This is a genomic window from Paenibacillus aestuarii (assembly GCF_027789125.1).
GTDB classification, from domain to species: Bacteria; Bacillota; Bacilli; order Paenibacillales; family NBRC-103111; genus Paenibacillus_E; species Paenibacillus_E aestuarii.
In genome coordinates, this window is the sequence record NZ_JAQFVF010000018.1 from 66,185 (window position 1) to 81,012 (window position 14,828).

Consider the following 14,828-nt stretch of genomic DNA (forward strand, 5'->3'; position numbering starts at 1 on the left):
GCTTGTTTTATATTTCGATAACCATTAAAATAAGAGGGGCATGATGTCCCTATTTACATGACTAGGAGTGATTCCATGACTACTATAGATACAGCTTTTACTCTAAAAAATTTGATGCTCAAGAACCGGATCGTGATGGCTCCGATGTGTCAATATTCCGTAGATGCCGAAGATGGCACGCCGAATGAATGGCATTACGTTCACTATGTATCCCGCGCCGTTGGCGGTACAGGGCTGATCATTATAGAAATGACTGATGTCGAACCTGACGGCCGGATTACAAACCGAGATTTGGGTTTATGGTCCGATGAGCAGATTCCTGCTTATAAGCGGATCGTTAATGAAGTGCATAAATACGGCTCCAAGATCGGCATTCAGCTTGCACATGCAGGGCGTAAAGCACAGGATGCCGTGCAGCCTGTCAGCGCATCGGCCATCCCTGTGCAAGGCGAGAACTTAACCCCGCCGAGAGCGCTGTCTACTGAAGAAGTGAAAGATATGGTCAACAAATTCAAAGAGGCTGCAAGGCGAGCGGTTGCAGCCGGTTTCGACACGATCGAGCTGCATGGCGCACACGGTTATTTGATGCATCAATTTCATTCGCCGGGCATTAATCAACGGACGGATGAATACGGCCAAGATTTATCACGCTTCGGCGTTGAGGTTATTCAAGCGGTGCGCAGCGTGATGCCTGCGGATATGCCGTTGATCCTAAGAATCTCGGCCATCGAATATATGGATGGCGGATATGGCCTAGAGCATTCGCTTGCCATCGCGAAGAAATATAAAGCGGCCGGTGTGGATATGTTTCACGTATCCAGCGGTGGCGAGGCGCCTCCAGGGGTGTTGAAACCCGGCAATCACCCAGGTTATCAAGTTCCGTTTGCCCGGGCGTACAAGCAGGCGTTAGACGTTCCTGTCATTGCCGTCGGCAAATTGGAAGATCCGCTGCTCGCTGAGGCTACGCTGGCAAATGGCGATGCCGACCTCGTAGGCGTTGCCCGCGGCATGCTGGATGATCCTTATTGGAGCATGCACGCCTTGAGAACCGTTACTAGAAAAGTGGAACCTCCGGTTCAGTATGCTAGAGGGATTTACGTGCGATAACGCAAGCAAGCGAAAGAGAAAGAGCAGGTAAGACACCAAGAAAGACACCAAGAAAGACACCAAGAAAGACACCTTAGCGGTATTATCCCCTTTCAACAAGGTTAAGTTCATCTTACCAGATGTCCTTTTCTTGTCTACTAAAAGGGGGAATACCATAGCGGTGTCTTTTTTTATTTAGGACATCAAAGTCTGCAGCTGGAATATATTTGGAAACGTACAGATGGATCGGCAATTGCCGGGATCCTGCGAGCCAAATGGAGTCTGGAGGATGGTCATGAGAGCGATCGTGTGCACGAAATATGGGTCACCAGATGTTTTAAAGCTGGTGGAGGTAGGAGCAAAGCCGCCGAAAGACGATGAAATTCAAGTGCGCATTCATGCGACAACCGTCACTGCAGGGGACTGCAGAGTCCGGAGTTTTAACAGCCCCGCCGCGTATTGGCTCCCGATGCGCTTGTTTTTGGGAATCACTAAACCTAGAAAAGCCATATTGGGCGTGGAGTTGGCTGGGGAGGTTGTGGCGATTGGTAAAAATGTGAAACGATTTCAAAAGGGTGATCCAATTTTTGCCTTCCCAGGCATGCGCTTTGGCGCCCATGCGGAATACATTTGCTTACCGGAAGACGGACTGGTCGCGGTGAAACCGGACAATGCGTCCTATGAAGAGGCGGCTGCGATTCTTTCCGGGGGAACGACTGCGCTATATTTTCTTAGAAGAGGACAGATTCGGAAGGGGCAGCAAGTTCTCATCTACGGCGCATCCGGTTCTGTCGGGACATCTGCAGTGCAGCTAGCCAAATATTTGGGGGCGGAAGTGACCGGCGTATGCAGTACTTCGAATATCGATTTGGTCCGATCGCTGGGTGCGGATCGGGTCATTGATTATACGAAGGAGGATTGGCTTGAGACCTGCGTGAACTATGATCTTATTTTTGATGCGGTGGGAAAAATACCGAAGTTTAAGCGAAGAAAAGGATTAGCTTCAAATGGGGTCTTTGTGACCGTTGACGGCCAGGGAATCGCGAAGGTGCGCAAAGAAGATCTGGAAGTGCTGAAGACGCTTATGGAGATGGGCAAGCTAATAGCGGCTATTGACCGCAGCTACCCGTTGGAGCGGATGGCTGAAGCACATGCTTATGTCGAGCAAGGGCACAAACGCGGGAACGTCGTTATCACTGTGTGAGTGCACGGCGGGGCTGAGTTTCACTGAATTAAAGCGAACATGCGGCAATACGGGCGCACGATGCCGCATGTTTTTGCTGATTAGGAGGAATGGAAATATAATGAAAAAAGGAATGTGAAATAGATGCTGAGGAGGCATAGGGAGGCGCTCATGAATAGGATGGTATAAGATTTTGTAAGGGCTTACAACTTAAGAATGTGTAGCATAATAAGGAGTTGATGAATGAAATGAAACGAATTCCAACTCATTTACAGCCGTATGAAGCCGAGCAGCATTATGACCGTTATACCCCCATTGATCACGCCGTATGGCGCTATGTGATGCGTCAGAACCATCATGCTTTACATGATAAAGCGCATACTGCATTTGTTGACGGACTCTTACAGTCAGGTATTGGGACGGAGAAAATACCCCGTGTTTCCGAGATGAACGACTGTTTGGCCAAAATTGGCTGGGGCGCCATCATCGTTAATGGCCTTGTACCCGGCTCCGTATTTTATGAATTGCTGGCCAATGGCATATTGCCGATCGCTACGGAGATTAGGAAATTAACGAACATTGAGTATACACCGGCACCGGATATCATCCATGAAGCGGCGGGGCATGCGCCAATATTATTTGATCCGGCGTATCGAGCTTATGTGCAGGCGATCGGAGCGGTTGGTGCGAAAGCATTCTCTATGAAAGAGCGGCGGGAGGCGTTTGAGGCGCTTCGGCAGTTGACCATTGTCATGGAGAATCCGCAATCCACACTGGAAGAAAAAGCGGCAGCCCAGAAGCTTGCAGAAGAGAAGCAGAAAGCGATCGTCGGATTGTCAGAGGCGGAGAAAGTGTCGCGTTTATTTTGGGCTACAGTCGAATATGGGCTAATAGGGGATGTGAACGATCCGAAAATTTACGGCGCGGGATTGTTATCTTCGGTTGGTGAAAGCAAGCATTGCTTTACGGATGCGGTCGAGAAAATACCGTACTCGGTAGAGGCTTGTGTCGCCAGCCCTAAGCCTGTGACGGAGATGCAGAGCCAACTTTTTGTATGTCAAAGCTTTAAACAATTAATGGAAGGCGTGGAATCGTTAGCGAGCACAATGGCGTTCCGGGTTGGCGGCACGGAAAGTCTGGAGAAAGCGCTCCGTTCGAGAAATGTCGCTACCTGCGAATTCAATTCCGGGATCTGTGTGACAGGAATCGTCGACAGTCTGAGGAAGGATGAGAACGGCGAAGCCATCTATGTGCATACTGCCGGTGAGACTGCGCTAAGCGTGAATCATCATCAGCTGCCAGGTCATGGGAAAGATTACCATGCCAAGGGGTTTGGTACGCCGCTTGGCTTGCTGCAAGGGCAGATTGCACTGGAGCATTGCGACGATCAAGCTCTGGCGGATCTGGGCGTTGTGGAAGGCCAGTTCGCTGAGATTATCTTTGAGAGCGGCATTCAAGTATCAGGCAGAGTGGCCGGGATTATGAGGAGCGCGGCTTGTGTGATCCTTGTTTCCTTCGAGGAATGTACGGTGACATGGAAGGATGAGGTTCTTTTTAAAAAAGAATGGGGCACCTATGATATGGCAGTCGGTTCACGGATTGTTTCGGCTTATCCAGGAGCGGCTGATCCAGCTTCTTACTATGACGCGCCTGTCCTGAAGGTTGAGGTGGCTGAGCCGATTGCTGATGCTCCTGCATCGCTGACGGATCTGGAAGTTTTGTACCAGCATGTGGCAGCATTAAGAGAGCGAGGTCCTTTGGCGGAAAATGTACAGGAGCTTCGCGAAATTCATGAAGCGCTTGGCCGTTCGTATCCGAATGATTGGCTGCTGCGCTTGGAGCTGCTGGAGCTGGCTGCTGCTAACCCGGCCATGAGGGAGATGGAAGTATCGCTGGGAGAGGAGCTTCAGGCGTTGAGCAAAGTGGCTTCGTTGACAAATCTAATAGGTAATGGGTTATCTATTATTTATCCGGGCGAATGACGGCAATCGTTGTAAGAAGTCCTGTGCGCGTGCTTGAGCTTAGCGGCATATTTTGCTGTTGAGCTCGCGCGCGGGGCAGGGTGGGAGGAGCTTACTTGGGCAGCTCCCAAGTTTAAGCTTGTTTTTCGCGCTTAAAATGACAACTTTGCTGGCGCCGACTGACTTAGCGTTCTATTTCAAAGCTAACGCTCAGCCTTGCCTCCTTAGCTTGCTCGTATCATATATTTAAGCTTGTTTCACAAGCTTAATAGCCCCCTTTTGATCCCGCATATCGGCTTCATCTCGAAATCCCACGCTAACCCCCGTATCCGTGTCTCGCCACCTAAGTACTACTTTAACTAACCAATTTCTTCCATTCATGCTACTGTTTTGTGTTTTCTGGTCATATAAGTGCTATTAGTCACTTCGAATCCTGGGCGTAACTCTAGGTATACAGCAACAATGGTTGCTAGTTGGACTAGCTATACATACTGTCGGTACATTTGGATACGGCTTCGGCGGGGTGGAAAGGAAGAAGAGGTTCACTCACGCTCAATTGCCGCGTTTGGCATGTTGTGGGCGATCAGCATAGTTTGTTTTGTCAAAGGTTTGTTACGGGTGAGTTAGGGGAAGCGAAGCATGACTCTAACGTAAAATGTTATAATATGGTGGGTCATTAGATTCATTTATAAAAAAAGGAGTGTGAAAATGAGAAGCGCTGCTGAAGCAATCCAAGCCGCCGGCGAAACAGGCGCACCGATCATCGTTGCAGAAGGTTTAGTCAAAAAATACGGAGCCCATACGGCGGTCAATGGTGTCCATTTTACCGTTATGCGCGGAGAAGTGTTAGGACTGCTTGGTCCTAATGGCGCAGGGAAGACGACGACGATGGAGATGATCGAAGGGCTCCGCCGCCCAGATGGCGGTTCGGCGAAAGTCGCCGGCTACGATACGCAGAAAGATTTGCGCAAGGTGAAGGAAGTGATCGGCGTACAGCTGCAATCGACGTCGATGTTTGACTTGCTGAAAGTGAAGGAAATCGTTCGCATGTACGCAAGCTTTTATCCCAAATCGCTGCCGGTGAAGCCGCTGCTTGAAGCTATGATTTTGAAGGAGAAGATGAATGATCGTGTCAAGCACTTGTCCGGCGGTCAAAAGCAGCGGCTGGCGATTGCGCTCGCGCTCGTGAATGATCCGCAGGTCGTCTTCCTGGATGAACCGACGACGGGTCTAGATCCGCAAGCAAGGCGGACGTTGTGGGATATTATTCTTAAGCTTAAGGAGCAGGGCAAAACGGTTGTTTTAAGCACTCATTATATGGATGAAGCGCACGTGCTCTGCGATCGCATCTGTCTGATGGACCAGGGAAAAGTAATTGCCCTCGATACCCCGCATCGCCTCGTGCGCAGCCTGCATTCCGGCAACGCCATTGAGTTTAGGCTCTCCGGCTACGAGAGCTTGCCAGAAGCGGAGCGCACATCGCTCCTGCAGCTCATGCAATCAGTCGCGGAAGTGAAACAGGTCGATTCGCGTCTAGATGCGTTCGTCTTGTATACCGACAATTTGCAGGCCTCGCTCATTGACTTTATCGAAAAAGCCGGCGAAGCCGGAATCGCCTATGATGAGCTGCAGACGAGGACAGCGACCCTCGAAGACGTGTTCATCCACATGACAGGGAGGAGCTTGAGAGAGGAATGAATGTTGCTGCTTATATTCAATTGACGCTTGCTCAGCTCCGTATTTTTGCCCGTAATCGCCAAATGTTGTTCTTCACCCTGTTGTTTCCGCTTCTGCTCATGGTCATGCTGGGTTCATTCGTCGGCAAAGGGGGCGGCATGTCGTTTGAAACGGTCATCGTCGATCAAGATGCGACCCCGCAGTCGCAGTCGCTTATTGCTGCTTTGGAGGATTCTTCCTTATCGCCATTGAAAGCGGTTGTTAGTGCGAATGAGTCGCAGGCGCAAGAGCTGCTCAAAAAAGGGGATAAGCAATTTGTCATCGTGATCCCAAGCGGATATGGCGGGCAAATCGCTGCCGTTTCTTCAACGGCTTCGGGCGTGATTAATCCTATGAGTCTTCAAGTCTATTACGATGAGACCGATGCATCCAGAGCGAACGTCGGACTTGCGGTGATCGGGCAGCTTATTGATGGTGTCAGCAAAAAGATCACCCAGTATAAGCCGGCGGTAACCGTTGAAGGTAAAGGCGTGCGTTCGCTGAATTTAAAATATATCGACTTCCTTGTGCCGGGCATCGTCGCGATGATGATTATGTCCAACAACCTGAACGGTGTCGCTGGACAGATTTCTTCTTGGCGCGAGCGGGGCGTGCTTCGGCGGATGCAAAGCACGACACTGCAGGCGCCGACGTTTATCGCCGCTCAAATTACGGCGCGCTTACTGCTGAACAGCGCCCAGGCGTTGTTCGTCGTGTTGATCGGCAGCCTGCTGTTCCACACGCAAGTGAACGGCTCGTGGTGGCTGCTCATTTTTTTCATCGTGCTGGGCACGCTGGCCTTCATGGCGGTGGGTTTTATCATCGCCGGCTTGGCGAAATCGCCGGAATCGGCTGGGCCGATTGCCGGGGTTATTTCTTTCCCGCTTATGTTTCTGGGCGGGGTGTTTTTTCCGACGAACTCGATGCCTGCGGCGTTCCAAGCCGTGGTCAACGTGCTGCCGATCGCACACTTGTCGACGGCGCTTCGCCAAGTGATGAATGTTGGCGCTGGGTTCGGCGATTTGTGGATGCAGGCTGCCGTGCTCGGCGGCTGGGCGATCGTCGCCTTCATCGTCGCAAGCTTTACGTTTCGCTGGGACTAAAAGCAAAGGCTCTAACCGCCTCATAACGGTTGGAACACATCGCGTCAACTGGTCAACGAAGATATTCACAAAATGATCGTTGGCGGAGCGGATGTGAAGACGATGTTGAAGTCGTGGACGCGATACACATCATTTACAGGCAGGCGGTGATCGGGGGCCGTCTGCCTTCCATTTGCTCATTTTTTCAAGATGAGTAATAATGAATGGTGGTAGCTATGTTGGAACGATAATGGAGGAGATTACAAATGAGTCAACGCTATAGACTGACAAGAGAATTCCAAGAGCACAATCCTGAGAAATTGATATCTTTGGAGGATTGCAAAGCGTATTTCGCCTCGCAGTCTGATTTTACGTATACATCGGTGTTTACGGTAAAAGGCGCGACAACCATGTCCATTGAAGGCGATTTTTTCATGTGGAGGTATGGGGATGTGCAAATTCCTTTTCGCTACTATCAGGGCGATATTTACGTCTCCGGCAGCAATCCGGCGGTTCTTCCCAGGATGATGGAGGTTGCCAGCGCTTTGCAAGCGGATGTGACGGAGGGTTAGAGGCTCGATGACTTTACAGCAGTTGAAATATGTCATAGAGGTCGCGAACCGGGGCTCGATTAATGAGGCTGCCAAAAGATTATTTATTACGCAGCCCAGCCTTTCCAATGCGATCCGGGATTTGGAAGAAGAGATGCAGATCTCGATCTTCGATCGATCGAATAAAGGGATCTCCTTGTCGAAGGAAGGGGTCGAGTTTCTAAGTTATGCGCGCCAAGTTGTCGAGCAAGCGGAACTGCTCGAGAACCGCTATCGGAACGCCAAGCCCTCACCGCAGCATTTTTCGGTTTCCACGCAGCATTATGCTTTTGCGGTAAACGCCTTTGTGAAGCTGGTCCAGGAATACGGGCAGGATGAATACGAATTGGCCATGCGCGAGACGAAGACGTATGAAATTATTGAAGATGTCAAAATGCTGCGCAGTGAAATCGGCATTTTATATGTGAATGAATTTAATGAGAAAGTCATTCACAAGATGCTGAAAGAGGCGAATTTGCAATTCAACCACTTATTTACAGCGAAGCCGCATATTTTTATCAGTGTTAAAAATCCGCTGGCCCAGCAGTCGATCGTCACGATCGAACAACTTGAACCCTATCCATACTTGTCCTTTGATCAAGGGGAGTACAACTCGTTTCATTTTTCCGAGGAAATTCTCAGTACGCTCTCGCATCAAAAGAGCATTCGCGTAACGGATCGGGCAACATTGTTCAATTTATTGATCGGCTTGAATGGATATACGATTTCCACCGGGGTCCTGCCTTCTGATTTAAACGGCAATGAAATCATTCCTGTGCCTTTGGATTGTGAAGAAAGCATGCATGTGGGATGGATCTCTCACAAAAACGCCTTGCTGACGAAGCTGGGGGCGGCCTACATCGATGCCTTGCAACAGTCCATTTCATGATGAAAGGGGCTTTTCCGCTGCTTGTTATAGCTTTAAGCTATAGCTAGATATATGTTAATGGAATTACAGCATGATTGCCTATTTGTGATACCTTTTGTATACCAATGAAAGAAGGGGCTTGCATGACTTCCTGACTTGGAGGGGCATGCCAATACGGAAGGGGAGCAAGTATGCTTAGAGAGAAAATTGCGGCTAAACAAGCCGGCATTTTAACATATGGAATGACACCGCCGAAGGCGACGCATCCACCGGAAAAAATCGCGGAAATTTCCCAGAAACAATTGGCACGGATCCAAGAACTGCAAATTGACGCTTTAATTCTTTATGATGTCCAGGACGAAGCCGATCGGATTGAGCATGAAAGACCTTTTCCTTACTTGCCGACGCTGGATCCCTTGACGTATAGTGAAACGTATTTCCAGTCCTTGCCTTATGATCAAATTATTTATCGCTGTGTAGGCAAATATTCGGAGGATCAGTTCGCCGATTGGGTCAAAATGGATAACGATCGCGACCGGTTTGCAGTATACGTGGGCAGTTCCTCGCATTCACAAGCGGTACATTTGGATCTGACGCGCGCTTACGAGCTAAGCCAACATCATAATGACAATCTGACTTTCGGGGGCGTCGTCATTCCGGAAAGGCACATGAAGAAGAACGATGAGCATATGAGGGTTATGAGCAAGGTGCAGAGCGGGTGCAAGTTTTTTGTGTCGCAAGCGACGTATGATGTGGAAAACTCCAAAAATTTCCTATCGGAATATTATTACCACTGCATGAGTAACGGGTTGGAAATGGTCCCGATCTTATTTAACCTCGCGCCTTGCGGTTCGCCGAAAACACTGGATTTCATGAAGTGGCTGGGCATTCGGATCCCGTCATGGTTAGAAAATGAGTTGATTTATTCCAGTGATGTGTTGGACAAGTCGATCCAATTAACAAAAAAAATCTTTGAAGAAATTTTCGAGTTCGGGCTGGAGAAGGGTATCCCTATTGGCTGCAGCATCGAAAGCGTGTCCACGCGGAAGGTCGAGATCGAAGCGTCGATTCAATTGGTTCAAGATATTAGAGCGATGATCGATCGAAAATTGCATGTCTGACAAATAGGCTCCGAATGGGGCCTTTTTCTGTTGTAGAAGCGAAACAACGGCACTTCTTTTTCGTATTTAATGTTAGCAGGAGGTGCTTGGCATGCAGCTGTATTTTAAGGATCGCTTGTTTAGTGCTGGAATCACGGAAATTTTAAATGAACAAGAACAACAGGTGGGTAAGATTGATCTCAAGAGTGCATTTACTTCAGCGATCGATGTGTACGGCGCAGATGGCCGGATGTTGTGTAAAGGAAGGTTTCCCTTCTTCTCGAACCGCTGGGAGGTTTGCGATGCCGATGAGCGGCAGTTGGGTGTGTTGCGCGTGCGATTTTCTTTTCTCTCCAAGAAATTCACCTATGAAGCAGAGGGAAGAGGCAGATACGATCTCGTAGGTTCGTTCATGTCAAGAGAGTATGCGATTCATGATGAATCCGGCACCGAGCTTGCCCATTTCCGCCAAGTCAACGGCATGTTTAGCTCAGGCGCTTTTCGATTGGATCATACAAGCACCAAGTTGGATAGCTATGAGCTGGTGGCGGTTATTATGGGGATGTATGCGATTCAAAAAAGACAAAGCTCTGCCGCGAATGCTGGAACCATTTAGCAGGTCATAGAAAGAGGGTGTCCCAAAAGCCGTGAAATTGGCTCAGGACACCCTGTTTGGGCTGCTTTTAAGAAAAGGTGGATAAGTCCTTATTGGATCGAAGCTTCGTAGATGTCATGGATGGACTTGGCCAACATCGTGTTAAATTCATCTTCGCTTTGCTGGAACGTTAACCCTTGCGACAAAGCGCGCGAGAAGCTGGCGATCAATCCTTGATGCTGGGCCAGTTTCTCATTGGCTTCCGCCTGCGAGTATCCGCCTGACAAAGCAACAACGCGAATCACATGCGGATCTTGCATCAGATCGCTGTAGAAATTCGTTTCCGTCGGGATGGAGAGCTTCAGCATGATCTTGACATCTTGGTCAAGGGAAGCTAACTGGCGGATAAGCTCGTCTTTCAACAGCTTCTCGGACGCTGCTTTATCTGCGCTGTAAATGTCAACTTCAGGCTCGATAATCGGAACAAGCCCCATCGCGGCGATTTGTTTGCCCAGCTCGAATTGCTGCTCGACGACTTGGCGAATGCCGGCCGGGTTGGCCTCTTTGATCACCGAGCGCATTTTTGTGCCAAAAATATGTCGCTCAACCGCACGTTTCAACAGCTCGTCCAGTCCTGGAATCGGCTTCATGAGCTGAACGCCGTTGTCGAGCTCGGCGAGCCCTTGGTCAACTTTTAAGAAAGGTACAATGCCCTTCTTGTCCCACAAATAATCAGCGGTAAATTGACCGTCAATGGTGCGATCCATTGTGTTCTCAAATAAAATAGCGCCGAGTATGTATTCGGAATCAAACGCCGGGCTTTTTATGATGCGAGTTCTCATCTCGTGAACCATTTCAAACATTTGATCGGCGTTGGAGTAGCGGTCTTCTTGGATGCCGTATTGCTGTAATGCTTTGGGAGTGCTGCCGCCGCTTTGATCCAGGGCTGCAATAAAGCCCTTGCCTGAGTGGATTCGTTCGAGCTGTGTGGTATTCATCGTTGTATCTCCCTTTCCTTCTAAAATATAATTCCAACATTAACCATTTTAGTATAGCATGTTTATCTGTAAACACAAATTTGTCTTGGCATGTTTCATGCATGCCAGCAATCAAAAAGAAAAAACCGTTTCTGACCTCGGAAAGGGCAGGAAACGGTCGAAATGTTAGTTATCTGTGCTATAATCGACCACGATCACATTGTCCAAAATACCGCCAAGCGATTTCACGAAAGCTTGATGAATAGGGTGTGGACCATATGCGCGCAGCGCTTCGAGATTCTCGAATGTCACCCGTAGTCCAAGGGTATAGCCGTGAATATTCGCTGTCTCTTCGGTCACATTGATGCCTGCGCTCATATCTGTGATGCCGGGGATCTGGTTGCGGAAGGCAAGGAGCTGGTCCAGCAGATCCTGCTGTTTGGCCGGGGTGAGGTGTTCATTGAATTTAAAAATGACAAGATGCTCGTACATGTGGCGTCACTCCTGTTTTGTTTTTGTTTATTGTAACATATTTCTTATTGAAGGATGATAGCATGGAGAAACGTATGACGATTCGGGCTTTGAAATATGGTGACAGGCCTCATTATGAATGGGATACCCTTTTATTGGAAGAAACTGCTGAATATCTGTTTGTTCTTGGCGAGTACGGCAGGAAGCTGAACCATTTTACGAAACAAAAAGTGTTCACCATGGATGCTTGGACGATTGAATTCTTCTCCTTTGTTTCCTGGTTTACGGTAAGCGCGAACATTGTCGATGGAAAGATCGATCAATATTACTGCAATATCAACCAGCCTGCCAAGCTGGAAGGCACAACGGTTTCTTTTGTCGATTTGGATTTGGATTATGTGAAAAGAAATGGGCAGTGGTTGGTGGTCGACGAAGACGAGTTCGCCAGCAACGCCATTCGATATGCGTATCCCGATGATTTGATCGTTCGGGCGAGGCATGAGCTGACGAACTTGCAGGAGCGAGTTCGCGATCAGTTGTTTCCTTTTGACGGGACGATTGAAACGTTCATTTCGCGTATTCCGAAGTGACGGGGCCGCTTCGTAATAAGTAAGGGAATAGCGGAAGCAGCACTTCCGCTAATTGCCATGTAAAGCCGCGTATGGCGTCCGCCGCGCTTTAAGCTCGCGCAGGCACGAGACGCTTGCGCATCCGCTGCGCCTGAAGCTCACGCGCCATGTAAGCTTGAATTGCTCTAGATTCATCGGTCGCGTATTCCGGGTAGGCGAGGTTCCGCGTCTCCATGGGATCTTCCGTCAAATTATAGAGCTCATATTCTTCCGGCTCCGGCACAGTTTTGATCGTCTTGATGCAAGGATGTTCGCCGAGAGCCGTGCTGGCTGTGAGCTGAACATCCCGAACCCCTGGCACACTCCAAAACTGCGGGTTGTCAAAGTACCGGGTAAACTTCCAGAGCTCCTGCGCCTGATTGCGGATGATTTTGAGCAAAATCGTCTCGATATGGTTCGGCTGGATCGCAGATGCATACGGAATGCCGAGCGGACTGACTTGATGCTGACCGCGGGTTACGTCGTCATCCGTCATAAAATACACCGGTTCCTCCGGAATCTCGTGCTCATCCTGCTGACCGTTAATGAGCGGTGAAAGGTCTCTGCCGACCAGCGGATGCACGTCACTAAACCTCGCTTGCAGACGGAGCTGGATTTCGCTAACGTCGGCCTGGGCCAAGCCTAACAGGGTCGGCAGGAGGTCCAGGTGGCTCGTTAGTTTCTCGCACTGCCGAGGCGCGTCATAAAGGCGCGGATGATGGACGATTAGCGGAACGTGAATGATTTCTTCGTAGGCAGCGTAAAACTTCTGATGCATGTATCCGTGAGCGCCAAGCATATCGCCATGATCAGATGTAAAGATGACATATGTATTCTCGTAAAAAGAGGACTGCATTAAACTCTCCAGCACCCGATTGACTTGCTGATCGGCATTTTTCTGCAGTTGTTCGTATAGCTGACGGTAATGCACTTGATTCCAAATCGGCTGCAGCGCTTGCGGATACGTATCCCGGTAGCTCGCCTGACACCTTGGCTTCGTATGCAGCGATTCGGTCTGCGTCGGCGAAGGGGGCGGATCAGGCATCGGTTCCACGGCGAAATTGAACATCGGATGAAGCGCGGTTAAGGCACCGTACAACACGATATCGTGCGGATTGAGGAATGAGGCGATGAGGAGCCAAGGCTTGTCGTCGCCATTTTGTTTTTGTCGGTCCAGTGTCTCGATCAGCGCAGCTGCTTCCTCCCCGTACACAATGTCGCGGCCGCTCACGCCGATCCCGGCTGAGGAAGCGGAATTGCGGGGATTCGTGCCGTGCGGTTCCGGACCGATCCAATCGGAGAAGCCGTATTCATCGAGCGGATCCGCATGCAAATATAGCTGTTCCTTCCTTGGATCAGGAACGCCGGTGACCGGCTCATAGCTCGGCAAGCTTTGGTGGGTACCGGGACGGACGATATCCTCGTGCGAAATATGCCATTTGCCCTTGTAGAACGTCCGGTAGCCGGCCTCGCGGAAATAATGGCCCATCGTGGGCACCGTATGCGGGTTTAGCCAGAACATATCGGAATCATAAGCTCGCTTGGCGATGCCGTCCGTCTGGGAGACACCATGAAGCGATGGATAGTGCCCGGTAAATAAAGTAGCCCGACTGGGGCAACAAGCAGCGCTGCCGATGTAATGGCGATGAAATTCGAGGCCGTGCGCTCTTAAGCGCTCGTGGGCGACGAGATGATGTTGACGCCATTCCCGGGTAGCCGCACTTTCGTATACAGGCGGGTATCGCTCCTCATCAACAAGAATGACGAGTATATTCGGTCGTTGTCCGATTGGGCTCATGACGGTTCACCCCGTAGTTCGTTTTGTACTATATATGACAACGGGCTTAAGAATAAACATCGGAAAATGTTGACTTGCAAAAGAATGGATCCTTCGCAAGATGCGCAGTCTATTAGGCGGAGGTGAGTAACATGGATGAGCAAAAAGATACAGTCACATCTTACGATCCGGAATCCGGGCAATCCAAAGAAGTGAATGTGGTCCTGGATCATACCCGCAACGGTGGCATGGCCTATTCGATTGAGGACGGGAAGAAAGATAAATCGCGAAACACGCAATAACGATTGCCAATGAAACGCATGCTGACTCTGAGGAGATGACTCCCTTTGACACATGTGTTTTTTTATCTTTTTATGGATAAAATATCCACAGGATCATAACCTGTCCTGCTTGATCTTGAAGATTAATGAACTTACGGAGGCATACGATGTTAGATTTAACAGAGCTTGAGCATGTTCACGCAGATATTGAGTCCGTTCATGAGGTTGTCCAATCTTTAAAAGCCAGAGTCGATGGCGTATATATAGGTATTCACCTCCTTAAGAACCCGGAGGGCGCATATTTTTATGAGCTCAGCCATTATTATCGGGGGGCGGACAATGCAGGGCCCTTGTCAGCGACTGCGATGGAGAACCGCTATGCGACGCTTCAGGAAGCCGCACGGGGGGCGCTGCAAGCAGCAACGATGTGCTACAGAAGTACGGATGAAGGCGGCTCCTGGCAAAGGAACGATACGTTTATGCACTAGGGCTTTTCGGCAGATGTATTTTAAAAGCTTCCATACATAGCCACG

The 14,828-nt window shown here is 49.6% G+C and carries 15 protein-coding genes; 12 read left to right on the top strand and 3 right to left on the bottom strand.

The genetic code is table 11. The features are described from left to right. The first annotated feature begins 75 nt into the window (after positions 1-75). The 9 genes from O9139_RS04095 to O9139_RS04135 all read left to right on the top strand — a co-directional run bounded on the left by O9139_RS04095 (position 76) and on the right by O9139_RS04135 (position 10,202). Entirely contained in the window at positions 76-1,107 is a 1,032-nt protein-coding gene (locus tag O9139_RS04095) for an NADH:flavin oxidoreductase/NADH oxidase (RefSeq protein WP_270878179.1), read from the top strand. Positions 1,108-1,381: 274 nt separating this feature from the next. Beyond that, positions 1,382-2,290 carry an NAD(P)-dependent alcohol dehydrogenase gene (locus O9139_RS04100; protein ID WP_270878180.1) on the top strand — a complete coding sequence of 303 codons (909 nt, stop codon included), beginning with the start codon at positions 1,382-1,384 and terminating at the stop codon, positions 2,288-2,290. Positions 2,291-2,508: 218 nt separating this feature from the next. Further along, positions 2,509-4,251 carry an aromatic amino acid hydroxylase gene (locus O9139_RS04105; protein ID WP_408638358.1) on the top strand — a complete coding sequence of 581 codons (1,743 nt, stop codon included), beginning with the start codon at positions 2,509-2,511 and terminating at the stop codon, positions 4,249-4,251. A gap of 687 nt (positions 4,252-4,938) precedes the next feature. Further along, a complete protein-coding gene (locus O9139_RS04110) occupies positions 4,939-5,928 on the top strand; it encodes an ABC transporter ATP-binding protein (protein WP_270878182.1) in 990 nt (329 codons plus the stop codon). After that, positions 5,925-7,049, top strand: coding sequence for an ABC transporter permease (locus O9139_RS04115; RefSeq protein ID WP_270878183.1), 1,125 nt, complete (start codon positions 5,925-5,927; stop codon positions 7,047-7,049). The genes O9139_RS04110 and O9139_RS04115 overlap by 4 nt, the downstream gene beginning before the upstream one ends. A gap of 245 nt (positions 7,050-7,294) precedes the next feature. Continuing rightward, on the top strand, positions 7,295-7,600 hold the full coding sequence (locus O9139_RS04120) for a hypothetical protein (RefSeq protein WP_270878184.1): 306 nt from the start codon (positions 7,295-7,297) through the stop codon (positions 7,598-7,600). A 7-nt stretch (positions 7,601-7,607) separates the two neighbouring features. After that, complete coding sequence (locus tag O9139_RS04125) at positions 7,608-8,507, top strand: LysR family transcriptional regulator (protein WP_270878185.1); 900 nt, start codon at positions 7,608-7,610, stop codon at positions 8,505-8,507. 170 nt (positions 8,508-8,677) lie between these two features. Further along, a complete protein-coding gene (locus O9139_RS04130) occupies positions 8,678-9,607 on the top strand; it encodes a methylenetetrahydrofolate reductase (RefSeq protein WP_270878186.1) in 930 nt (309 codons plus the stop codon). Positions 9,608-9,698: 91 nt separating this feature from the next. Beyond that, positions 9,699-10,202, top strand: coding sequence for an LURP-one-related/scramblase family protein (locus O9139_RS04135; protein ID WP_270878187.1), 504 nt, complete (start codon positions 9,699-9,701; stop codon positions 10,200-10,202). An 89-nt stretch (positions 10,203-10,291) separates the two neighbouring features. Here O9139_RS04135 and O9139_RS04140 read toward each other — a convergent pair whose 3' ends face one another. Continuing rightward, positions 10,292-11,179 carry a fructose bisphosphate aldolase gene (locus tag O9139_RS04140; protein ID WP_270878188.1) on the bottom strand — a complete coding sequence of 296 codons (888 nt, stop codon included), beginning with the start codon at positions 11,177-11,179 and terminating at the stop codon, positions 10,292-10,294. 165 nt (positions 11,180-11,344) lie between these two features. After that, a complete protein-coding gene (locus O9139_RS04145) occupies positions 11,345-11,650 on the bottom strand; it encodes a Dabb family protein (protein WP_270878189.1) in 306 nt (101 codons plus the stop codon). Positions 11,651-11,712: 62 nt separating this feature from the next. Between O9139_RS04145 and O9139_RS04150 the strand changes: the two genes are divergently transcribed. Further along, complete coding sequence (locus O9139_RS04150) at positions 11,713-12,219, top strand: DUF402 domain-containing protein (RefSeq protein WP_270878190.1); 507 nt, start codon at positions 11,713-11,715, stop codon at positions 12,217-12,219. An 88-nt stretch (positions 12,220-12,307) separates the two neighbouring features. Here O9139_RS04150 and O9139_RS04155 read toward each other — a convergent pair whose 3' ends face one another. Next, a complete protein-coding gene (locus tag O9139_RS04155) occupies positions 12,308-14,035 on the bottom strand; it encodes a sulfatase-like hydrolase/transferase (protein ID WP_270878191.1) in 1,728 nt (575 codons plus the stop codon). Positions 14,036-14,166: 131 nt separating this feature from the next. On the opposite strand from O9139_RS04155, the gene O9139_RS04160 reads away from it, so the two are divergent. After that, entirely contained in the window at positions 14,167-14,316 is a 150-nt protein-coding gene (locus tag O9139_RS04160; protein ID WP_270878192.1) for a hypothetical protein, read from the top strand. A 146-nt stretch (positions 14,317-14,462) separates the two neighbouring features. After that, positions 14,463-14,783 carry a hypothetical protein gene (locus tag O9139_RS04165; protein WP_270878193.1) on the top strand — a complete coding sequence of 107 codons (321 nt, stop codon included), beginning with the start codon at positions 14,463-14,465 and terminating at the stop codon, positions 14,781-14,783. Positions 14,784-14,828: the final 45 nt, after the last annotated feature.